Origin of the sequence: Thalassotalea algicola (assembly GCF_012932965.1) — a bacterium.
In the GTDB taxonomy this organism is placed as follows: domain Bacteria; phylum Pseudomonadota; class Gammaproteobacteria; order Enterobacterales; family Alteromonadaceae; genus Thalassotalea_F; species Thalassotalea_F algicola.
The window spans coordinates 1-22,913 of record NZ_JABBXH010000004.1 but is presented as its reverse complement, the minus strand read 5'-3'; the positions used below and the strand labels follow the sequence as shown (position 1 = coordinate 22,913).

General features: G+C 38.0%; 16 protein-coding genes, 6 tRNA genes and 1 riboswitch. Of the genes, 1 reads left to right on the top strand and 21 read right to left on the bottom strand.

What is annotated here, in order from left to right; genetic code table 11:
- Positions 1–32: 32 nt before the first annotated feature.
- The 16 genes from HII17_RS12070 to HII17_RS11995 form a co-directional block, all read right to left on the bottom strand.
- Positions 33–2,099, bottom strand: a complete 2,067-nt coding sequence (locus HII17_RS12070) for a TonB-dependent receptor (RefSeq protein WP_169075644.1) — start codon at positions 2,097–2,099, stop codon at positions 33–35.
- A 38-nt stretch (positions 2,100–2,137) separates the two neighbouring features.
- A riboswitch (TPP riboswitch) is annotated at positions 2,138–2,252 on the bottom strand.
- 83 nt (positions 2,253–2,335) lie between these two features.
- A complete protein-coding gene (gene hinT, locus HII17_RS12065) occupies positions 2,336–2,698 on the bottom strand; it encodes a purine nucleoside phosphoramidase (protein ID WP_169075643.1) in 363 nt (120 codons plus the stop codon).
- Positions 2,699–2,736: 38 nt separating this feature from the next.
- The gene (locus tag HII17_RS12060; protein WP_169075642.1) at positions 2,737–5,847 is read right to left on the bottom strand and encodes an efflux RND transporter permease subunit; all 3,111 of its coding nucleotides are present in this window, start codon (positions 5,845–5,847) and stop codon (positions 2,737–2,739) included.
- Positions 5,844–7,127, bottom strand: coding sequence for an efflux RND transporter periplasmic adaptor subunit (locus HII17_RS12055; RefSeq protein ID WP_169075641.1), 1,284 nt, complete (start codon positions 7,125–7,127; stop codon positions 5,844–5,846). The genes HII17_RS12060 and HII17_RS12055 overlap by 4 nt, the downstream gene beginning before the upstream one ends.
- Positions 7,120–8,577, bottom strand: a complete 1,458-nt coding sequence (locus tag HII17_RS12050; RefSeq protein ID WP_169075640.1) for an efflux transporter outer membrane subunit — start codon at positions 8,575–8,577, stop codon at positions 7,120–7,122. Before HII17_RS12050 ends, HII17_RS12055 begins: the two co-directional genes overlap by 8 nt.
- A 124-nt stretch (positions 8,578–8,701) precedes the next feature.
- Positions 8,702–10,657: a putative bifunctional diguanylate cyclase/phosphodiesterase gene (locus tag HII17_RS12045; protein WP_169075639.1), complete on the bottom strand. Its 1,956-nt coding sequence runs from the start codon at positions 10,655–10,657 to the stop codon at positions 8,702–8,704.
- Positions 10,658–11,068: 411 nt separating this feature from the next.
- Positions 11,069–11,155: transfer RNA gene (locus tag HII17_RS12040), tRNA-Leu, on the bottom strand.
- A 41-nt stretch (positions 11,156–11,196) separates the two neighbouring features.
- Positions 11,197–11,272 (bottom strand) — tRNA-Gly (locus tag HII17_RS12035).
- A gap of 46 nt (positions 11,273–11,318) precedes the next feature.
- Positions 11,319–11,394, bottom strand: a tRNA-Gly gene (locus HII17_RS12030).
- Positions 11,395–11,460: 66 nt separating this feature from the next.
- A tRNA-Leu gene (locus HII17_RS12025) sits at positions 11,461–11,547 on the bottom strand.
- 4 nt (positions 11,548–11,551) lie between these two features.
- A tRNA-Cys gene (locus tag HII17_RS12020) sits at positions 11,552–11,625 on the bottom strand.
- A 51-nt stretch (positions 11,626–11,676) separates the two neighbouring features.
- Positions 11,677–11,752, bottom strand: a tRNA-Gly gene (locus tag HII17_RS12015).
- A gap of 144 nt (positions 11,753–11,896) precedes the next feature.
- Positions 11,897–12,478, bottom strand: a complete 582-nt coding sequence (gene pgsA, locus HII17_RS12010) for a CDP-diacylglycerol--glycerol-3-phosphate 3-phosphatidyltransferase (protein WP_169075638.1) — start codon at positions 12,476–12,478, stop codon at positions 11,897–11,899.
- Positions 12,479–12,557: 79 nt separating this feature from the next.
- Entirely contained in the window at positions 12,558–14,393 is a 1,836-nt protein-coding gene (gene uvrC, locus HII17_RS12005; RefSeq protein WP_169075637.1) for an excinuclease ABC subunit UvrC, read from the bottom strand.
- A gap of 14 nt (positions 14,394–14,407) precedes the next feature.
- A complete protein-coding gene (gene uvrY / locus HII17_RS12000; RefSeq protein WP_169075636.1) occupies positions 14,408–15,052 on the bottom strand; it encodes a UvrY/SirA/GacA family response regulator transcription factor in 645 nt (214 codons plus the stop codon).
- Between the two features lie 139 nt (positions 15,053–15,191).
- Positions 15,192–15,431, bottom strand: a complete 240-nt coding sequence (locus HII17_RS11995; RefSeq protein WP_169075635.1) for a hypothetical protein — start codon at positions 15,429–15,431, stop codon at positions 15,192–15,194.
- A gap of 147 nt (positions 15,432–15,578) precedes the next feature.
- Between HII17_RS11995 and fabA the strand changes: the two genes are divergently transcribed.
- Complete coding sequence (gene fabA / locus HII17_RS11990; protein WP_169075634.1) at positions 15,579–16,094, top strand: bifunctional 3-hydroxydecanoyl-ACP dehydratase/trans-2-decenoyl-ACP isomerase; 516 nt, start codon at positions 15,579–15,581, stop codon at positions 16,092–16,094.
- 58 nt (positions 16,095–16,152) lie between these two features.
- On the opposite strand, the gene rmf is transcribed toward fabA, so the two are convergent.
- From rmf to rlmKL, 5 genes are all read right to left on the bottom strand, one after another.
- Complete coding sequence (rmf, locus tag HII17_RS11985) at positions 16,153–16,326, bottom strand: ribosome modulation factor (RefSeq protein WP_169076112.1); 174 nt, start codon at positions 16,324–16,326, stop codon at positions 16,153–16,155.
- Positions 16,327–16,509: 183 nt separating this feature from the next.
- A complete protein-coding gene (locus tag HII17_RS11980) occupies positions 16,510–18,249 on the bottom strand; it encodes a DUF3466 family protein (protein WP_169075633.1) in 1,740 nt (579 codons plus the stop codon).
- 20 nt (positions 18,250–18,269) lie between these two features.
- Positions 18,270–20,177 carry an ATP-binding cassette ATPase Uup gene (gene uup, locus HII17_RS11975; protein ID WP_169075632.1) on the bottom strand — a complete coding sequence of 636 codons (1,908 nt, stop codon included), beginning with the start codon at positions 20,175–20,177 and terminating at the stop codon, positions 18,270–18,272.
- A gap of 6 nt (positions 20,178–20,183) precedes the next feature.
- On the bottom strand, positions 20,184–20,438 hold the full coding sequence (locus HII17_RS11970; protein ID WP_169075631.1) for a glutaredoxin family protein: 255 nt from the start codon (positions 20,436–20,438) through the stop codon (positions 20,184–20,186).
- A complete protein-coding gene (gene rlmKL / locus HII17_RS11965) occupies positions 20,438–22,573 on the bottom strand; it encodes a bifunctional 23S rRNA (guanine(2069)-N(7))-methyltransferase RlmK/23S rRNA (guanine(2445)-N(2))-methyltransferase RlmL (protein WP_169075630.1) in 2,136 nt (711 codons plus the stop codon). The genes HII17_RS11970 and rlmKL overlap by 1 nt, the downstream gene beginning before the upstream one ends.
- Positions 22,574–22,913: the final 340 nt, after the last annotated feature.

Here is a 22,913-nt window from a genome sequence, read left to right as displayed (position 1 = left end):
AAAATAAAGCCCGCAAAACAGCGGGCTATACTTTAAAAATGATAGTCGACTGTTAAACCAAAGACAGCAGGTTCACCTAATTGATAATACTGTTTCCCTTGATAACCGTCTCGAGGATCATTGCCGAAGTAAAAGCCTCGTGTTTTATACTCTTCATCAGTTAAATTACGTCCCCAAGCTGTAATTGTCCAATTATCTGCGCTGTAGGTAACACTCGCGTTTAAAAGCACTTCAGCATCTGATTTTTCATCATGACTGTCAGAAAAATAAAACTCATCTTTTGCACTAATACCAATTGATGCTGACAATGCATCACTAATATCTACATTTAATCCTAAATATGCCGTATATTTAGGCGCGTGTGCTTGCTCACGACCTGAGATATCGACACCATCTTGATTGATATAATCATCTAGTTCACTGTCCAAATATCCAACGCTAGCGTTTAGTGAAAACATGTCATTTAATTGCCAGCCACTTTCAAGCTCCAAACCATAGTTACTACCTTGAGCAGCATTACCAAGGTAAATAAGAAATTCAGAACTACCGTCCGGACGCTTTAATTCTTGTGATGATTTAACCTGCATATCATCCCTATTCATATAGAAAGCAGCAGCGCGAATAAAACCATCATCAAAGTTAGCTTTGTAACCTAATTCGAAGTTCCAAACGGTTTCTGATTCAAATTCTCGTAATGTTTCAGGTAAAGTACCATCTGTATTGACACCACCAGCTTTATAACCTCTGTTAACAGAACCATAAACAAGGTCTTGATTAGCTAATGTGTATGCTAATACTACTTTACCGCCAACCATGTTTTCGTCTGGCTTGGCTTGATAACCATCTGAATTATCATAATCAAAATCTCTTCGCTCGATACGTAAACCAGTAGTTAACATCAACGCATCGGTTAACTGGCTATCAAACTGCACGTATCCAGCCAAAGTGTCAGCTTCAAACGAAGATGAGAAATTGCTGTCCAGATATGTATATTGACGTGTTAAATCTTCTTCTTCAGTTTTTGCGTAAACACCAGCAACCCATACAGTATTGCCATACAATTTACTTGCTTGAGTTGATGTTAAACGATATTCGGCAGTAGACACTTTCTTGTCTCTGAAATAGTAATCTGTAGAGCTATATTCCCACGGGTGAATACCGACATAAGCCCAATCTTCATCATACCCATAGGTTAATTCACTATCGGCATGTGAAAATATAAGATCTAATTCCGCGTAATGATAAGCTGTAGAGTTTAGTTTTACGGTAAATGCTCTGGTGTCTTGCTTATCAACACCAGGCTGATCTGAAAGTGTCGTACGGTTATTATCTAATGAGAATGCATCATAACCGTTATCAAAATCAAAGATAAAAGCACCAAAATCGACAGTTACTTCATCGTTTACTGACCATTGCACTTTTGCTCTTGCGCTTAATTCATCACGATTATTGGTATCATCTTGATTTAAATAATCATTTTCAATGAAACCATCACTTTGATACTGTTCGACAGCTAATCGATAATTTACCTGTTCTGCTATCGGACCAGATAACATTAGTCCTGCCCCATAACTATCGTAATTACCAGCAGTTAGCTTAACTCTTCCTTCAAACTGTTCACTAGCATCAGGGGTCTTAATGTTAATTAACCCTCCCAATGCGTTTGCACCAAATTGAGTACCTTGTGGACCACGTAAGACTTCTACTTGTTCGACATCAAACATAGAACTAACACTACCTATACCGGTAAAGTCTACGTCATCAATAATTACACCTACTGAAGGGTTAATCGGCTCTTGAAATTGGCTACGCTCGCCGATACCACGAATTTGATAGTATCTTGCACGTTGAGATCCCGCACTAAAATTTAAATTAGGTGCTAGAGAAATTACTTCTTCTAAGTTTTGCGCACTTACAGAAGATATTTCATCAGCAGATAAAACAGTAGCTGAAACTGGTGTCGCTTGAAGACTGGATTCTCGAAAATCTGAGGTTACTGTGATGACTTCAATTTCATCTTGTTCTGTATTGGCAAGTGTCGAATGTGACAACATCGCTAATGCAATAGCGATAGAAAGCGTAGACTTATTGGTGTTCATGTTATTCTCTTTATTATTTCTGGCGCAACATGAATGAATAAGCGAGCATTAACCATTCCTACGCCAGTATTAACTGGTTCAGGTTCAAAGGGTTCTTTTCAGTCTCAGCCTTAAACATTTAGTAAAATGCTTAAGACACCCCTTGGTTTGCTGCGGCATATTACCAGTAATATGCCGAATGTATAGTATTAATTAGGCATAGCTTATGAACTATGTCCAAAATATTTTCTTACGCGCTACAGAGCAACTAGAGGCCCTACTGGCTGACCTCCCAAAAGATGCATATGGATATGGTAAACCTCTTGGCCGCCATGGCGATTACAATTCATAATTAAACGGTAGCCATCTTCGTCAATACCCTCTTGTGCCGCTAACTTTTTAGCTACGGTGAACAAACGACCTAAAGCCAACTCATCATCTTGTGTAACATCATTTACTGTAGGTATTAGCTTATTAGGTATGATCAAAATATGCGTTTTAGCTTTTGGCGATATATCTCTAAATGCAGTCACCAATTCATCTTGATATAACAACTCCGTTGGAATTTCTTGACGAATTATTTTGGAAAAAATCGTTTCTTCTGCTTTTTGTTCTGTCATGTTTAAACCTTACTTTTCAAACTCTACTTGGCATAAAACTAATTTGACGCTATTAGCTCTTTTTGTTCATTGAATCTTAACGCCTTTTTTAAATCTTCCACTAGTAAATAATTCACAGGTACCAGAATAAGCGTTATAAATGTTGCGAATATAATGCCAAACCCTAAAGAAACTGCCATAGGAATTAAAAATTGCGCTTGAGTGGCTTTTTCAAATAGCAACGGCATTAGCCCGATAAATGTAGTTAACGACGTCAACATTACAGGTCTAAACCTAGATTGCCCCGAAATTAATACCGCTTCTAGCGTTTTCATACCCTGTGCTCTTTTCTTGTTAATGAAATCGACTAATACCAAACTATCATTAACAACTACACCAATTAGCGCTAGTAACCCTAATAAGCTCATTAAGGTTAAATTCATTCCCATTATCCAATGCCCGATAACTGCGCCGATGGCGCCAAAAGGTATAACTGACATTACGATGATCGGTTGCAAATATGATTTAAATGGAATAGCAAGTAGGCAATAAATTATAAAGAAAACAAACAGTAATCCATAAAACATACTACCAAAAGACTCTCGTTGCTCTTTTGCTTCACCTTCCAATGTGTAGCTTACACCAGGAAACTTAACCATTAATTCATCAAGATAAGGTTTTAAATCAGCGTTTAGTACTGTCATGTTAGTACTTTGTTTATCAACATCTGCAGTCACATTAACAGTTCTATATCGGTCTATTCGGTTAATCTCCGATGGACTCTTTCCGGGTTTAAATGTAGCAATATGGGCAAGCGGAACGCTTCCTCCTGTTGGAGTTTCAATTAACATATCGGCCAAATTAGCTACTGATGCACGTTCTTCAATTGGAAAACGCAGCATTACACGCACATCATCCCTACCTCTTTGAATTCTCTGAATCTGAGAGCCATAAAATGCATTTCGAACTTGTTGTGTTACGGAAGTGATAGACATTCCCATAGCATGACCTTGTTCTGTTAACTCTATTTGAATTTCCTCTTTACCGTTGGAAAGACTATCAGAAATTTCAAATACTGTTGGGTAGGTCGCTAATCTCGCTTTTACCTCTTCTGCTGCTGTCTTTAAAAGACTCAAGTCAGAAGCGGCCAATTGCACATCTATTGGGTCACCACCACGACCTAATTCAGCTCTATAAGTTAAAGATTCTGAGCCTGGTAATGGCCCAATTAATTGACGCCATTCATTGACCAATTGCATGGTCGTTATACCGGTATCGTTTTGATCTGCAGGTAGCACTTCAAAACGTACTCTTCCGACATTGCTATTACTACCGCCTCCTGTAATAGCCAATATATTTATAATGACACTTTTACCATTTTCATCTCGATATTTTTCTTGAAGCAAAGACGCCGAATTAGACATTTTTTCTACATATCCATCAATAACATCAAAGCTAGTACCTACCGGCATGGTTAAGTTTGCTCTAGCTGTTTCACTCGGTATACGAGGGAAAAACGTAAACTTAGTCCAACCTGACGTTACAAACGATAGAATTAAAACAAATACCCCAATAAAGCTAAATAATGTCGTTAACCTGTGATTAACCGCTTTTTTCAGTATTGGGTGGTAATATTTTATAATTGCTGACTCAAAACCATCGGCGATTTTGTGCTGAATGCTTGTTAGTTTATTTACTTTTTCTTTTTCATGCCTAAGTTTTAAGTGTTTTAAATGAGAGGGCAAAACAAATTTAGATTCAATTAAGGAAAATAGTAATACCGGAATTACTACAACTGGAATTTGAGCGAACATTGGACCGCGCATTCCTTCTATAAATGCTAATGGAAGAAATGCTGCAACCGTTGTTAGAATCCCAAAGGTAACCGGAGTAGCTACTTCTTCAGTTCCATTAACCGCCGCTTCTAATCCTGTTTTTGCAAATTGTGTATGCCGATAAATATTTTCTCCAGTAACAATGGCGTCATCAACTACGATACCTAGTACTAAAATGAAGCCAAACATACTCATTACATTTAGGCTAATATCAAAAAATGGCATAAAGATAAATGCCCCCATAAAACTAACAGGGATACCTATGAATACCCAAAATGCGATAGATGGTCTTAAGAATAAAGTCAAAAGTAGCAGTACTAAAAACCCACCTTGTAGAGCATTTGAGATCAAGGTATTTAAACGACTTTTAACGATTTCAGAATCATCATCCCAATAGCTTAAGGTAAAGCCTTGCGGTAAGTTTTCTTGTTGCTCATTTATATAATCTTTTACTGCATCGGCTACCTCTATCGCATTTTGTTGCCCAATTCGATAAATTTCGATTAAAGCACCTTGTTGACCATTAAACCTTGCTCTTAGAGGCGTTTCTTCAAAGCCGTCATTTACTACCGCAACATCTTTTAATTTAACGATAGTGCCATCAGGGTTTGTTTTAATAACAATACTTTCGAACTCATCTTTTCGATAAGCTTGCCCTTTACTTCTAACTAAAACATCTCCACCTTCTGTTTTAATATTTCCTGCAGACAAATCAACTGAACTGCTACTGATGGCATTTGAGATACTATTCATTGATAAATTAAATTCACGTAATTTATCCTGAGTGACGCTTATAGAGATTTCATAATCCCTAACTGCATCTAATGACAATTGAGTGACTTGCGGTAATCGCAATAAATCATCTCTAACCTTTTCTGCATATTCTCTTAGTTCTTTTTCACCATAATCAGAAGCAATCGTTACCGCTATCACTTCTCTTTTTCTTTGTCGTAATGCAATATTGGGTTTTTCAGCATCGCCCGGAAAAGTGTTTATCGCATCAACTCTACTTTTTACATCAGAGAGTAATTCTCTGGCATCATAGCCAGACTCAGCTTCTATGTACGCTACCGCAGCGCCTTCAACAGAAGTGCTTGTGATCTTTTCAACACCTTCTAAATCTTGGACAGCTTCTTCAATTTTAATAGCAACACCTTGTTCAACATCCTCAGGATTTGCTCCCCGCAATGTAACCTGAACAGTCACAACATCAGATTCAAAAGAAGGAAATACTTCTAAAGGAATTCTAAAATTAAGAGTCAATAAACCAACTAATAAAATTGTGATCATTAATAAATTGGCAGCGACATGGTTTCGAGCAAACCAAGCAATCATGATTGCGCTCCTTGTTTAGTTTTTGACTCTTTATGCTGACTATTTCTAGTTTTTCCTTTATGACCTTTGGTTTGCTCGTCCACTTTATGCTTTCGAGCAGAGTTGTTAAGCGCGATACCATCTTTAATAGATATAGAAACAGGAGTACCAGAGTTAACTTGACCAAGTGAAGTAATCACCAGCAAATCTTCTTCATCTAAACCTTTTGCAACCATAGCAAATTCGCTATTTTGCCAATCAATCGCTATTTCCTTTCTCATTAACAGACCGTCTTTTATAATAAATACATAGCTGCCTTGATAAATAGCCTTATTCGGCACTTTTATTGCGTTATCAATTACTTTTCCGTTAATTTTTGCACTAACATATTGTCCAATTTTTAAAGGCAAACCATTAGCAGCTTCAACGCCATAAGGATCATCAATTTGTGCGACAACAAATAATTGCTGAGAATTTTGATCAAATGCACCTTCGGTACGTACAACCTTACCTTGCCATTGCTGTTGATTAACTAACTCAGAAAAAATTGTCACTGAAGGTTGATGTTGCTTTGACTCTGCACTGAACCGAGTAGCTTCCGGCAATTGCATAAATGATAAGTCATTATTTTTAATTGGTAACCTAACCTCTACATAGTCAACTGCATAAATATCCGCTAATTTAGTGTTTTGTGAAACGACCTGACCAATATCCACTTCCTTTAGCAGGATTCGTCCTGTATATGGCGCCTTAATTTCTGTGCGTTCTAAAGCTAATTCTGCTTTAGCCAAACTAGCTTCTGCAGAAAACACCTTAGCTTCAGCAGCTAGCAACTGAGGCTTTCTTAATACTAATTCAGAAGGTTGATTCGTATTACCTAACCGTTCCCAATCTTGCTTTGCTTGCTCTACTCTTGCTTTTTCTTCGCTTAACGCCTGTTGAGCACTAAATAAACTTGCTTTAGCAATATTTATCTCAGCCGTATAATCTCTATCATCAAGTTTTACCAACAACTCCCCCTTTTCAAAGAAGCCGCCATCTCTAAAACTTGGACTTATGTAATTAATTTCTCCAGAAACTTGGGGTAACAAAACACTTTGAGTTCTCGGCTTTACGATACCGTAGCTGTCAATTTTAAGAGCGATGTTTTGTTTTTTAATGGTAAGCACTTCAACATTTAATTGAGGAGCAGCGCTTGGGCGGCCACGTTTAGTTTGAGGAGGATTACTCGCGACAATATAAGCCAACAACAGTAGTACCGCTAGTACTGCAAAAGGAAGTAGTTTCTTTTTATTAATCATATATCACCTGACTTTGGCTTTTAGGAGTAACTTTCTGTTGGAAGCTTTGAGCTAACGCATTGCCTCCTAAATTTGCATATAACGCTATTCTATTTTGTACAAGTTGATTTGAGATTTGAACGACACTAGTTGACGAATCAAATGCTCTTCGCTGAGATTCTAGGACCGTGCTATAGCTAACAAGCCCTTTTTGATATTGGTTAAAAGATAAAGTCTCAGCCGATAAGGCATTGCCCTTTGCATTTTGATAATGGCTTAATTGCTGAGTAAGTGAGTAATGCTGACTAATTTGATTTTCAATTTCAGCAAACTCACTATACAGATTTGAGATATAGTCTTGTTCAACTTTTTTTACGGTTAAACGAGCTTGTTCTTCTTGCGCAGCTAGTCGGCCACCATTAAATACTGGGGCGACAAGATTACCTGCAATAGACCATGCAAGTGAACCGCCATCTAATAAACTTAACAACTCATCACTAGTGTCACCGCCACTAGCCGTAAGTGTTAAACTAGGAAATCGCTGTTTATGAGCAACAGCCAAATTTGCGTCTGCGGCAAGCAGTTCTATCCACTTTTCTTGAACTTGATAACTAGCAGTCATTGCATTACTTGGTAACTCTACAAAAATATCATCAGAAAGCTTAGGAAGCTCAATTGCCATATTTAGGTAATCGACTGCGATAGGATATTGACCAATGAGTATATCCATTGCTCTTTCACGCTCTTTCACTACTTGTTGCTGCTGCTCTATTCGAGCTAACTCACGGCTTACGTCGTTTTGAGTTAAATAGACATCTAAAGCTTCACTCAAACCAAGCTGATAAGAGGCATTGATAATTGATAAATTGTTTTTTAAGTTATGCGCACGCTCCACATATAGCTGATTTAACTGTTTTGCTTCGGCCAAATTAAACCATGCGGATACTACATTAGTGATTAACTCGTTTTTGGCTTGCATAAACGCTAATTTGGCTGCTTGATAGTCGAGTTTGGCTTTTTGTTGCTGATTAGAGAGCTTTCCCCATAAATCAACTTCATAACTTAATTGCAAATCAATATTGGCGTAATTTTGATAGGAAGTAGAGTCACCAACGGATTTTTGTCTACTTTGTCCAGAAACTAAAGACAATTCAGGAAAATCAGTTGCATTACTTACTACTAATTGCTGCTTAGCGATTAAAAGCTCTTGATATTGAGCATTTAACTTTTGATTACCGACTAAGGCTTTATTAATTATTTGCTGTAACTGTTCGTCTTCAACTATTAACCGCCAATCGCCAAGCGTTTTGTAAGTAGTATCTACTATTGAAACTCCAGATTGCCAATTTGTCGGTAATGCTAGCTGCTTGGTTTGCTCAGATATAGCAGTTGGATTACTGCATGCTGTAATTGCAGCAATTAAGCTGACACAGACCAAAGACCGCCGATACATCATTGGAATTTTTACCACGGGTTAAACCTTAATTATTATTTAACAGCTTTATACTGCGTTTATAAATACAGGATGAATGATAAAGGTCAGTTTTTCGAATAAAAAAGTAATTTACGATACTTTACAAAAGTACCTCTATTTCTTACTTTGAAACGGTATTAATTAATCGAGAAGTTTGTGGAGGCCAAACACCGGTACCGGTTTGAGAAAGGTGATTTGCACTTTGCTTTAGAACGCGACTACCAACATTAGCTGAGCTTTCAGGTCTACTAACAAGGTAACCTTGAATATATACAACCCCTAAAGATTTTAATAACTCTAATTGTTCTATTTCTTCAATACCTTCTGCAACAACTTTGAGATCAAGCCTCGTCGATAATTCTGCAATGGAGTGCAAAATTTTGTGATATTTTTTATTTTTAGTCGCTTCACTAATAAACAACTTATCTATCTTTAACACGTCAACGGGTAAGTTAGCTAAAACAGATAACGAGCTAAAACCTGTACCAAAGTCATCTATAGCAATAATAACCCCTTCCGCACGAAGCTTGTTGAGTTCATCAATAATACTATCAGAAATATCAATAAAGCATGATTCAGTTATCTCGAGCATTAACGAGTTAGCTGGCAAACTCATTTTGTCTAAGCATTCCATCACCCATTCATGAATTCTACGATGCTTAAGCTGAATACCTGATAAGTTTACTGAAATTCTTGTTTTAGACATACCTGCGTTATACCACGCTGCCATTTGCCGACAGGCTTCTTCTAAAATCCAATCTCCTAACTTTAAAATTAAATTAGAGTCTTCAGCGATTGGGATAAACTCTGTTGGCGCTATAGTGCCTTCTGCTGGGTGTTGCCAACGTACTAATGCCTCAAAATAACTAATAGCACTGCCATCAACATGAATTATTGGTTGGAATGATAAAAAGAAACAATTGGTATCAAGCGCGACTCTCATTTCTTCAAGTAAATAATGATAACGGCGCATGGTACTTCCCATTTCAGGAGAGTAAATTCGATAGATTCCTCGGCCTTCTTTTTTCGCCCGATACATTGCTACATCTGCCATTTGAACAAGCGCTTCAGGAGAGTTAGCACTATCTGGATATACCGCCAAACCGATACTTGCACTGATTTTTATTTCTTTATTGCCTAAGACAAAGTCTTTTTCTATTTCTTTTAATACATGTTTGGCAATATCTACCATGCGCTCAGAATCATCTAATGTTTCAACAAATAAAGTGAATTCGTCGCCACCAAGACGGGCTAAGTTATATTCCAAGTCGGCATCTACTTGCTTATAAGAAAGTTTTTCAATTCGAACAATGGTTTTTAAACGCTCTGCTACTTGAATTAATACTTCGTCACCGAACGAATGACCAAAAGAATCATTTACTTGTTTAAAACCATCAAGATCTATAAATAGCAAACCGCTTTTTACATTGTTCCTTTCACTAACCTCTAATTGCTCGGTAATATGCTCTAAAAAACGATGGCGATTAACTAGTTTAGTTAGCCGATCTCGATGGGCATTACTTTCAGACTTTAAATGATATTCTCGTGCATGAGATTCTAAGCCATCTAATGCAGTATTTATTCTCATTAATGCGGAGTAAGATTGTTCTTCTTTTTCGCGAACCTCTTTTCCTAGTACCTCAGCACTTTGTTCTGCCTTTTCTGCTAACGACTCCAGCACAGTATTCAATTTAGCTCTGTGATACTTCCCAGCCATCATAAACATAATAATAGAAACAGCTATTAAAGAAGTGAGAGGAAACGTAATTGCTAAAAAGGTCTTAAATAGCGTTGCTTTTAACGAAATGGCTTTTAAATCATTACCACCGTCGTAGTACTCGATAACTAAATGCTGGTTATACTTTTTAACATTGGGTAGCAATAAAATGTTTGTCGACCAATCCTCCATTGCAGAAAGTTCTGTTTGTGTAAGGTTGGTTTTATCAAATTGGGGTAAATTGGCGGGGGTATCTAGCTCTTTGGCAAGCGTCGAAACAAATAACACATAGCTCGTGACACTAATGAGTACTAATGTTACTAGAAAAGTATTAAACAGTTTTAAAGTTAACTTTTTCAACAACTCAATTCCACAATGTATGCAATCCCCAAACCTTTAATAATTAGTATTCGTTAAATAAGTCAATTTAGCGAGCTTTAATGTTAAAAAATAAGAGTAATAATCAGCACTTATTAAATATGAAAATCTACAACATTGGAGAGCAACTACCTTTGCCAAAGACTTAGTGAACTTATTTAAACGACACTATAAAAACTTACATAAATTCAAGACAATGCGCAACTTTTAACAAAAATTAATCCAAAAGTTCTACGTTGAATCAATAAGTAGTTAATAAAGTTTAACTTTAATGTCAGCGTAGTAGCGCATAATCGGCTAAAGAGAGAAAAAATATAAAGATAAAATTGGAATGAAATCTAAATGAATCGATTTACTAAAATACGTTTATTAATAGTGCATATGTAATATAAATGGTACCCAGGGCCGGACTTGAACCGGCACGCTCTTACAAGCGAGGGATTTTAAATCCCTTGTGTCTACCAATTCCACCACCCGGGCAACGTGTTGCCACTAATTCATCCAGAACGAGTAGTAAAATTTGGAGCGGTTGACGAGGCTCGAACTCGTGACATCCACCTTGGCAAGGTGGTGCTCTACCAACTGAGCTACAACCGCTTCATACTTTGTTCATGTTGGTTTTAAACAAAGTTTTGCAAATATTTGGAGCGGTTGACGAGGCTCGAACTCGTGACATCCACCTTGGCAAGGTGGTGCTCTACCAACTGAGCTACAACCGCTTCACTATTTGCGGCGCGCATTCTAACGCACCCTTAATCCCTATACAACCTATATCGTAATGAAAATGGTACCCAGGGCCGGACTTGAACCGGCACGCTCTTACAAGCGAGGGATTTTAAATCCCTTGTGTCTACCAATTCCACCACCCGGGCATTATGGAGGCGGGTCCCGGAGTCGAACCGAGGTCCACGGATTTGCAATCCGCTGCATAGCCACTCTGCCAACCCGCCATAATCACTACGGTAAGGGTAGTATTCCATAGAATTTTCTCAAAGAGAAATTGGAGCGGTTGACGAGGCTCGAACTCGTGACATCCACCTTGGCAAGGTGGTGCTCTACCAACTGAGCTACAACCGCTTCACTAGCTGACTCCCTGTCAACTGGACGAGCATTCTACATTGAAATTTATCCGAGTCAACCATTAAATATCAAAAATATTTTAAGTGATTAAAAAGCGTCTAATATGATGATTTTTTAGCTATTCAATCACTAAAATACCCGTCAATTTGCCTTTAATTCAGGCCAAGCCGCTTTGAAGTAAATTATCATAGTCCACACAGTAAGTACTGTTGCAACAAAATAGAACGCATAAGCGGCAAACATTAGTAATTCATGCGGGAATTCGAATAGTACTAACGGGATATCATATGTAGGCTGCCAGATTAGCCCCATAATTCCGAGCATTTGAGCTGCTGTCTTATATTTCCCTAGCGTAGAAACCGCCACTATGTCTCTTTTCCCTCGTGAAGACATAAATTCTCGAAGACCACTAATGAAGATTTCACGAGCAATCATAATCATCGCAGGGACTGATATCCACCAAACAGCGAAGTCTTCTGCAATCATAATTAGTGCTGCCGCCACCATTAATTTATCTGCTACCGGATCGATAAATGCGCCAAATGCTGAGGACTGATTTAGCTTGCGAGCTAAATAGCCGTCTAATGCATCACTAATAGACGCAATCCAAAATATGGCAAAGGCACCAAAATGATTCCAAGAAATAGGTAAGTAAAAAACGATAATAAATACAGGAATTAGAATAATTCGAAACAAGGTAATTTGATTAGGAATGGTCCACATAGGTACTTCACGACTTTATTATTAATTTAAGCGTCAGATGATTTCCGCTTATTTAGTACCATTCTACACAGTAAAGGCATTAATTGTCATGTAAGGCATCATAAATAATTTGCGCTAGACTTTCGCTAATACCAGGGACTTTCTGCAACGTCGTTGTGTCTGCATTCTTCACTTCCTGCAACCCTCCTAGGAACTTTAATAATGCTTGGCGTTTCTTAGCGCCAATGCCTGGGATAGATTCAAGTGTCGATGCCTTAGAATTTTTTTGTCTTTTAGCTCTATGACCGGTAATCGCAAATCGATGTGATTCATCTCTAATATGCTGAATTAGATGCAACGCCGGTGAATTTGCAGGCAAATTTATCAACTGATGGCTGCCTGCTAAAATGAGCGTTTCTAAACCGGGTTTTCGTGACTCTCCTTTCGCAACACCAACGAGTAGTGGAATTTTCGATAACTCAAGTGAAGCAAAAAACTCTTCTGCTTTCGCTAGCTGCCCTTTACCACCATCAATAAATACGATATCAGGCAATTTGTTATCACTTGTTGTTTTGCCGTAACGTTTGTTTAAGGCAAAAGCCATAGCTGCATAGTCATCACCAGGTGTTATACCTGTAACATTATATCGTCGATAATCACTTTTAAGCGGGCCATTGGTATCAAAAACTACACAAGAAGCTACTGTCTGCTGTCCCATTGTATGGCTAATATCGAAACACTCGAGTCTAGAAACTTGTTGGTCTAATTCAAATACTTGATTAAGCTGTTCAAAGCGCTTATCCATTGATTCTTTTTGACTGTTCTTAGTGATGAGCGCTTGTTCTGCATTTGTATTTGCTAATTTAAGGTATTGCTTCCTTTCTTGGCGAATATTGGTCGATATTTTAACATCATACTCACATTGCTCAGATAACAACTCACCTAATTCATCGCCAGAGTCAATGTTACTAGCTAAAACTATTTCTTTAGGAATTGCTCCTTGAAATGCTTCATTAACTAAATAATGCTGTCCTATAAAAGCCGTTAATATTTCTTCGTCTGAATTTTCGAGCATTATCGTTGGGAAGTAGCTTTTACTCCCCAATATCTTGTGTTCCCTAATAAATAGTACATGAATACATACTTGCGCTTTATCACGGTACAAGCCAATGACGTCCATTTCCGATGCTAAGCCACTAACAAACTGTTGCTGTTGTACTTTTCGTAAAGTTGCTATTTGGTCGCGAAACCTAGCAGCAAGTTCAAACTCAAGCGCTAAACTTGCTTTTTCCATTTTCTCGACAAGCAAATTAATGACTTCGGAGCTTTTACCTCTAAGAAATAATTTGGCAAGCGACACTTGCTGCTGATACTCAGGTTCAGAAATTTTATCGACACAAGGCGCTGAACATCGGCCCAATTGAAATTGTAAGCATGGCCTTGTTCTAGCTCGATAATAGCTATCTTCACATTGGCGGATTGGAAATAGCTTTTGCATTAACCTAAGCGACTCCCACACTGCACCCGCACTAGGGAACGGACCAAAATACTCGCCCTTTTGCCGTTTAATACCTCTATGCATGCCAAGCTTGGGGTGCTTATGATTGGTAATAAGTATATAAGGGTAAGACTTGTCATCCCTTAAAAGAATATTGTATTTGGGCTGATACTTTTTAATAAAATTATTTTCAAGTATAAGCGCTTCGCCCTCAGTATGAGTAATCGTGACATCAATCGCGATTATCTGTCGAACCAATGCTTTAGTTTTGACACTAGAAACGTCTTTACGAAAATAACTGGCTAGTCTTTTCTTTAAATTTTTGGCTTTACCGACATAAATAACCTCTTGTTCAAGGTTATACATACGATATACACCAGCCTTTTCAGTAACGGTTTTGAGAAAAGACTGATGGTCAAAAGAAGGTTGTTCGGACAAGGTTAGCTCTTTAGCTATAGTTTCTCGGTTTTTAACATACCGTGACGAATGGCGAGATGTGTTAACTCTACATCATTGCTTACTTTTAACTTCTCGAACATACGGTAACGATAACTGTTAATCGTTTTAGTACTTAGTACTAATTGCTCTGAAATATCTGGCACTTTTTCACCACGTGTGATCATCCACATGATTTGTAATTCACGCTCTGATAACGTATTAAAAGGATTTTCTTCTGCCGATTTAAACTGATTTAACGCCATTTGTTGAGCTACGTCTGGCGTTATATAGCGCTGACCACTATTAACAGCACGAATTGCATTAACCATTTCATCAGGGCCCGCACCTTTAGTTAAGTATCCGGCAGCACCTATTTGCATTACTTTAGTTGGAAATGGATCTTCACTATGTACTGTTAGCACAATTACTTTTGCATCTGGAGCGTAACGAATGATTTTCTTGGTAGCCTCTAAGCCACCAATACCTGGCATATTCATATCCATTAGTACTACATCAGGTTCTTCTTTGCGACAAAACTGAACAGCCTCTTCACCTGTTTCCGCTTCCCCAACTACCTGAATACCTTTAACTTCATCGAGTATCTTTCGAATACCTGTTCGTACTAATTCGTGATCATCGACCAAAAGAACATTAATCAAAAATCGTTACCTTTTTACATAAATTAAGTGGAACTACGAATTTGTTCCGAGATAGACCAAAATATATAGGGAATGTTACGACAACACAAATAAATAATTCAACGTTCACCCTACTTTAGTAATAGCTTGTAGCTTTATTTTACAGATTGTTTTTGTTCAACCAGTTATTAAGCAAGCCGATTTGCCCATTTTTATATGCAGCATAAGTTAGCCTTACCGCATTACTCAATATAATTGAATCATTCCAATTAGTTTGCTCAGAAATTAGTTGATAACATTCTAACGCTTCTTTTGATAAGTAGCCCCTCATCTCTTTTTTACCGCCTTCCTTCTGTCTTTCACGGTATCTGCGTTGTTTTTCAGCGTTTGTTAAAGCCATCGTTCTTTATCCATTATAATTTCAATACCTATATGGTTACGCATAACCTATAAAAAAGCAATTTTTAACTGTTCAGAGTTGTTTAGTGTACAAGTGTTCGCTAAAGTAGCAGCCTTTAAATTTCTCACTCATAAAAAAGCACATTCTATGGAACAAAAAAGCGCATACAGCAAAGAAGATTTAGTATTAGCTGGCACAACTGATTTTTTTGGCGAAGGCAATAGTAAGTTACCTTCAGATAACATGTTAATGATGGACCGTATTAACCTTATCACTGAGGAAGGTGGTGAGTTTGGTAAAGGCGAAATTATTGCAGAGTTAGATATTAACCCTGATCTTTGGTTTTTTGATTGTCACTTCAAAGGTGACCCAGTAATGCCTGGTTGTTTAGGTTTAGATGCAATGTGGCAACTTGTTGGATTCTACTTGGCATGGGCTGGTGGTCCAGGTCGTGGCCGTGCATTAGGTGTTGGTGAAGTTAAATTTACCGGTCAAATATTACCAACAGCAAAAAAAGTTACTTATAACATTCAATTAAAGCGTGTTATTAAACGTAAGTTATTTATGGGTATAGCGGACGGTACTGTTTCAGTTGATGGTAAAGTTATTTACACAGCAACAGACTTGAAAGTTGGATTGTTTGCTGACACTTCTAGCTTTTAATTAGCCTTACAAAACTTAGCCCGGATAATTCCGGGCTTTTTTATGAAAAATTTTTATTCTATTTAACTAAACCTTGCTGCTTATCGGCAATGGCTTCTCGCCAACCACCTAACCATTCAGATTTTGCCTCAGTGCTTTGATATGGACACATATCTCTTGAACGTCCTGCCACACCTGCTTGATATCCTCTTGAATGCGCCCTGTCTTGACGATCACGTTTTTGCCTTTTCATCATATACGCGCTCTCCTTCTAATCATTTATTTTGATACACGCAATATTAACGAATAGAAGAAATGTTACAGTTTTTCAATGCTGTAAATTAGAGAAACATTTAAAGCATTGAATTGCGGTCATAAATAATTGCAAAAAAAAAGCGCCTATTGGCGCTTTTCAATGTTTAATACTAACTGGTTTTTATAGCTTACGTCTAAACCCTAACGTAATTAGCAACGCAAATAAACCGATCCCAAAACTAGCACCTTTACGTTCAATAGTTTCTTCGACTTCTGAACAGTCTTCTATTTCACCATCTACTGGCTTTAATGTTACAGCACGTACAACGTCTTCAACTAATTGCTCACCATCGTCACCAAACATTAGCTCACCTTTACTATCTCTTCGAGGTGCTTTAACAATAGCTGTAGCTGAGATTTCATTATTTTCATTTATGTCACGTGCCTCAATAATTGTGTATGCCGTATCACATGAAAGAAAATCATTTAAATCAGTAAATGTTTTTGCATTTATATCGTATATAAATCCGTGAGTTCTACGTGGTTTACTTGAACTATTATGAGTCTCGACTTCACCTTCACCAACAATAAAGCCTCGTTCATTTATTGCTCTTGCTGTGCTTGAAGAACCTTCAAAATAATCATCAGGGAACTCCATTGTCATTTCACTTGCTGGTAGGTTGGTATCAACATGATAAAACTTAGTACGTAAATTACCGTTAACAAATGTATTTACGTGACCGACAGCAATTCCGTTGTCGCTAATGTCGTATGCTCGAGAGTCAAAATATTCACTATGATCTTGCGTGAAACTAATGACTTCGTCGTTTTTATACACTACAGCATAAAAGCTTCGAGATTCATTATCACTAGGGTCGGTTTCTTCTTCATCAACCCAACCATGACTAAAACCGACCGCTACACCATGTGCATTTACAGCCTGTGCGTAACTTCTAAACTCTCTATCATCTCCTTCGCTTGGCGTAACAAGCAAACCTAATTCTTTCTCAGAGACCGTACCTTCCGTTGGATCAATCGTCCATTGGTAGGCTACGAAGTGATACAAGTCACTTGAAATGTTTTGTACACAAACTTCAAATGGTAGATCTTCTAAAATATCAGGATCAGAACAACCACCAGTTGTATCTAGAATATCTTCTGCTCGGTCAGGATTTAGTTTATTACTTACGTATCCAACAGCCGTTAAGCCGTTTACATCTAAAATTGCAGACTCGCCACCGTAATAATCGCTAACTGGCGGAACGATTTCCTGAATTGTTTCGCCATGATTTAGCGTAAAGAACGCTCGAGTAGCAAAATCTCTAACCCAGTGAGTAACCTCATCACCATCACTTTCAACGAAGTCTAACGGTAAATATGGAGCTGAAGCATTACCATAAATCAACCCTTCATCGGTAATACCATTGATATAGTCAGTAGTAGAGCGAGTTAAAGTATCAGTGCCCTCAAACGTAGTATCAAACACTACGAATTCTTCAGTCTCACCACCTAAATTTACCATGGCAACAACGTCACCCACTTTTTGATAACGACTATTTCCAATACTTTCTAGGAACCTAATCGCCCAAGCTAAGTCATTTGCTGTTGGATTACCTGCTCGTAGCGCGTCTTCATCTTCAATATCATTTAATTCGTGGACAAGTTCATGTTGACGATCTGCTATAGACACTATGCTGTCATAATCGTCTTCATCTAAATATTGAAACTGAACAGGAAAATTATATGTATCGCTTCCCGAAACTGCAGTTTCACCTAAGTTATTCTCTTGTTGAGCATAAGTGTACTTTAGTGAGTCTACATCACCTTTATCAACTACTTGATAAGTGGCTGCATTTACTGCGGGTAAGGTTAAGGCGCTGGTAATTCCAATCGCTACCAGAGATTTGACAATTTTATTCATTTAACTACTGATCTCACTTATTATTTTTCATCTAACTCTTGCCACCTGTCGTAAGCAGCTTCGAGCTTTGACTCACTTTCTTGCAGCTGGTTCAATATTTTCTTCGTTGTTTCGCTATCCTGCGAAAAAAAGTCAGCTTGATTCACCTGTTCTTGCAAAGAATCAATTAAAGATTCCAGATTATCTATTTCAACAGGCAAAGCTTCAAGCTCTCTTGACTCTTTATAGGATAATTTTTTCTTAACCGGTGCCTTTTCTACTTTTTTAGTTGGCGCGTCATGCTTAGGCTCAGCTTTAATTTCTGGCTCATGACGCTTACGCTGCTCTGCTTTATACGCTAAATATTGGTCTACGTCATCATAACCGCCAACAATTTGTTCAATATGGCCACTTCCATCAAAATATAAGCAACTATTTACGCAGTTGTTAACAAAGTCTCGGTCGTGGCTCACAAGAACTACAGTACCATTGTAATTGGCGACTACTTCTTCTAATAATTCTAGGGTTTCAATATCCAAGTCATTAGTTGGTTCATCGAGAATGAGTAAATTACTTGGACGTAAAAACAGCCTTGCCAATAACAAACGGTTTTTTTCACCGCCTGATAACGCTCTCACCGGTGTCCTAGCTCTTTTAGGGCTAAACAGGAAGTCCTGCAAATAACCTAACACATGCCTAGAGCGCCCATTTAAAGTAACTTCTTGTTTGCCTTCTGCAACGGTATCCTGAACGGTTTTATTCGGGTCAAGTTGCTCTCTGTGCTGATCAAAATATGCAATATCTAAATTTACACCAACACGCACTTTACCACTGGTCGGTTTTAACGTTTCCATTAACAGTTTGATAAGTGTTGATTTGCCCGTACCATTTGCGCCTATTAATGCTAACCTATCACCGCGAGTAACCAGTAGGTTCAAGTGTTTAATAACATGTTTTTCATCAAAGGAAATGGATAAATCTTGTGATTCAAACACCAACTTACCTGAACGTTCGCCTGAAGAAATTTGAATATCGCCTTGAGATTTGTTTTCACGGCGTTGTTTACGCTCTACTCTGAGTTTTTCTAAAGCACGAACTCGGCCTTCATTGCGAGTTCTACGGGCTTTAATACCTTGACGGATCCAAGTTTCTTCTTCTGCTAGTCGCTTATCAAATAACGCATTTTGTTGTTCTTCTACTTGTAAATCATGCTGCTTTTGTTCGATATATTTATCGTAGTCACCAGGGTAACTCGTTAATGTCCCGCGGTCTAAGTCAACAATGCGAGTTGATAACTTTCGGATAAATGCCCTATCATGACTGATAAAAACAATTGTGCCAGTATAGTTTTTTAAAAATGTTTCTAACCAAAGTACACTATTGATATCTAAATGGTTGGTTGGCTCATCCAATAGCAAAACGTCAGGATTGGTCACTAACGCCTTTGCAAGCGCTAATTTGCGTAGCCATCCACCTGATAATTGATCGACAGTGGTATTCGCATCTAATTCTAAAGTACTTAACACCTGTTCAATGCGCTGCTCATCTTGCCACGCATTTGCCTGTTCTAACTGCTGCTGAATTTGAGCCAGCTTTTCTAAATTTTTCTCAGACGGGTCTTCCGATACCAAAGATACTAGTAGGTGATACTTCTGAATTAACTCAGCATTGTCTTTTAGTCCTTCAGACACATATGAAAACACAGAGTTTTCACAGGTTTCTGGTGGATCTTGTTCCAGCATCGCTATACGGATATTGTTCGAATAAATAAGCTGGCCGTCATCTAGTTGCCTAACACCACTTATGACTTTTAATAACGAAGATTTACCAGCACCATTTCGGCCTACTAAACAAACGCGTTCGCTTTTGTTAATTCTTAAATCGGCATTATCAAGTATTTTGTCATCGCCATAAGCAAGTTCAGCATCTGTTATTCTAATTAATTCCATTGTTCGTTACTTCTCTACTTCTTGCTCGTTTACAAATGCTGTTAACTTTGCCAAATCGAACGGCCAAAATAATTCTTTACCATCAAAATCACGCTGCATCACTGGAATATGTTGACCATAATGTTCTACCAAGTCTTCTTCATCAACAATATCGACAATTGTAAGCATGATAGGTATTGGTAGTTGATGACATAATGCCAGGGCGTCTTCACATAAGTGACAACCTTCACTGCCATATAAAATAAATCCGTATTCAATCATTACTTATTAATTCGCGTTAATAACCAGCTATTGTGGATATGCTTATTTCGAGCAAAATCTTTATCGCGCGTTTTATCTGTTAAGCATTCGACTTTTAACCCTAATTCCTGCATTGCGTCGTTGTCGATCTTGAAGTTACGTTTGTTATTAGTAAACATAATTTCACCGTCGTCAGTTAACGACTTTACCGCATCCGTAATCATATCGACATGGTCACGCTGAACATCAAAAGAGTCTTCCATACGTTTTGAATTAGAAAATGTTGGAGGGTCAATAAATATAAACTGATATTTTTCTTCATTTTCTTTTAGCCAGTTTAAACAATCAGCTTGAATGAACTGATATTTGTGGCTAACTAGTTTGTTCAATGCAAAATTTTCTTCTGCCCACTGTAAATAAGTATTGGACATGTCAACGGTCGTAACTTTAGCGGCGCCGTGCAATGCGGCTTGCACAGAAACTGAACCGGTATAAGCAAATAAATTCAAAAACGTTTTATCTTTTGCTTTACGAGCCACTATTTGCCTAGTTTTACGATGATCTAAGAATAACCCCGTATCTAAGTAATCCCACAAGTTTACTTTTAACTTAGCACCATACTCGTCGATAATCAGCGACTGATTCTTCTTATTCAGCTTTTGGTATTGACTACTGCCCTTTTGTTTTTGGCGAGTTTTGAGAACGACTTTACTTGTTTCAATACCGGTTACTTTCGGCGCCCAAAACAACACTTCTTGTAAACGTTTGGCAACTTTTTCAGGTGCTATTTTTGCTGGTGCTGCATATTCTTGTATGACTAAATAATCATTATAAAGATCAACAGCTACATTATATTCAGGAATGTCAGCATCATATACGCGATAGCAAGTTACATTTTCTGATTTTATCCAACCTTTCAAAGACTTTATGTTTTTCTTAACGCGATTCGCGAAATCAGAATTTTGATTGGAAAGATCAACATTACCTAGTGCTGCATCTCTTGATAATTGCTTCTCATCAAGTTCATAAATCGCAAAAATACAGTCTAGCGGGCCATTTTTAAATTTATATCGCTTACTAGTCGCCAGCTTTAACAAGTTCAAAATTTCGGCATTAGCCGTTAATATTGCCACACGCCAGTCATGGTATTGTTGTTTTAATTTTTGACCAAGTTCACCAAAAAGCTCAACTAACTCTGGTAACTCACCAATCCGTTCGCCATACGGAGGATTAAAGAGCATTACGCCTGGAGCCGAGAATACATTATTAATTTTACCGGCATCTTTACAACTAAATTCAATCTGATTTGAAAGCCCCGCTTTTCTAGCATTTTGCTTGGCGGTGTTTACTACACGGCTATCGATATCACTGCCATAAACTTTGCCGGTGAATTGGCTATAGCTTTCTACTGAGCGCACTTTTACTGACTCAAAAACGTCTTGCCATGTTTCATCGTCGTGTCCTAGCCAAAATTCAAATCCCCAATTGTCTCGCTCAAGTCCAGGAGCTTGTCCAGCCGCCATGCTGACTGCCTCAATCAAAACAGTTCCCGAGCCACACATAGGGTCAACTAACGGTTTGGTTGTATCGTTTAACCAACCAGAGCGAAGAACCATAGCTGCCGCTAGATTTTCTTTCAATGGTGCAGCGCCGCTATCTTTTCGATAGCCACGTTGAAATAATCCTCGGCCCGAAAAGTCAAGATAAAAGCTTACTTGCCCTTTTAGTAATCGCGCTTGAATACGAATATCAGGGTTTGATTTATCAACTGACGGTCTTTCAAATCCGGCATCTCGGAATTTATCGACAATTCCATCTTTTACTGTTAAGCCACCAAATTGACTATTTCTAATTTCTTCGCTTTTCCCAACAAAATCTACAGCAAATGAATGCGTTGGTTCAAAACACGCTAACCAATCAACATCTACAGTTGCATTATATAAATCATCTTTAGTTTTAACGTCAGCTTCAGATAACTTAAGTAAGACTCTTGTAGCTAAACGTGTCCATAAACAAATGTTGTAAGCGGTTTCTAGTGATGCGGTAAAATAGACACCTTCTGGCTTTTGTACAACATTCTCTCCTCCTAATTGTTGGATCTCTTCTGCCAACAATATTTCAATACCAGGGGAAGTTAATGCTAAAAATTGATACATACGATAAGTCCAGTCGACAAAGTGGCGGCAATTATAAACAAAGTCATAGATGACCGATAGTAAAGAACATCAAATTTGTCGGAGTAATAAACGAACTCAGGATATTAATTACAAAACCCACGTCAAAACGTACATAATTAACGCACTTTGATTGTTAATTAGTCCAACTAAAAAAAACTTAATAAAAGCGGTTGCAATATTTCTCAACTATCCTTAAGATACGCCTCGCTTTCACAGAGGTGAAACAATTCTTCTAAAGAGAATTAAAACCTTTAGGGCTCTCCTACTTTATGTAGGTCATTCGGACGCGGGATGGAGCAGCCTGGTAGCTCGTCGGGCT

What these genes read in the sequence shown, in the direction of transcription:
- rlmKL (WP_169075630.1), bottom strand. Translation starts at nt 22,573, where the DNA reads ATGTATCAATTTTTAGCATTAACTTCCCCTGGTATTGAAATATTGTTG.
- fabA (WP_169075634.1), top strand. Translation starts at nt 15,579, where the DNA reads ATGGAACAAAAAAGCGCATACAGCAAAGAAGATTTAGTATTAGCTGGC.
- HII17_RS12055 (WP_169075641.1), bottom strand. Translation starts at nt 7,127, where the DNA reads ATGATTAATAAAAAGAAACTACTTCCTTTTGCAGTACTAGCGGTACTA.
- hinT (WP_169075643.1), bottom strand. Translation starts at nt 2,698, where the DNA reads ATGACAGAACAAAAAGCAGAAGAAACGATTTTTTCCAAAATAATTCGT.
- HII17_RS12070 (WP_169075644.1), bottom strand. Translation starts at nt 2,099, where the DNA reads ATGAACACCAATAAGTCTACGCTTTCTATCGCTATTGCATTAGCGATG.
- pgsA (WP_169075638.1), bottom strand. Translation starts at nt 12,478, where the DNA reads ATGTGGACCATTCCTAATCAAATTACCTTGTTTCGAATTATTCTAATT.
- HII17_RS11970 (WP_169075631.1), bottom strand. Translation starts at nt 20,438, where the DNA reads ATGATTGAATACGGATTTATTTTATATGGCAGTGAAGGTTGTCACTTA.
- HII17_RS12060 (WP_169075642.1), bottom strand. Translation starts at nt 5,847, where the DNA reads ATGATTGCTTGGTTTGCTCGAAACCATGTCGCTGCCAATTTATTAATG.
- uup (WP_169075632.1), bottom strand. Translation starts at nt 20,177, where the DNA reads ATGGAATTAATTAGAATAACAGATGCTGAACTTGCTTATGGCGATGAC.
- HII17_RS11980 (WP_169075633.1), bottom strand. Translation starts at nt 18,249, where the DNA reads ATGAATAAAATTGTCAAATCTCTGGTAGCGATTGGAATTACCAGCGCC.
- rmf (WP_169076112.1), bottom strand. Translation starts at nt 16,326, where the DNA reads ATGAAAAGGCAAAAACGTGATCGTCAAGACAGGGCGCATTCAAGAGGA.
- HII17_RS11995 (WP_169075635.1), bottom strand. Translation starts at nt 15,431, where the DNA reads ATGGCTTTAACAAACGCTGAAAAACAACGCAGATACCGTGAAAGACAG.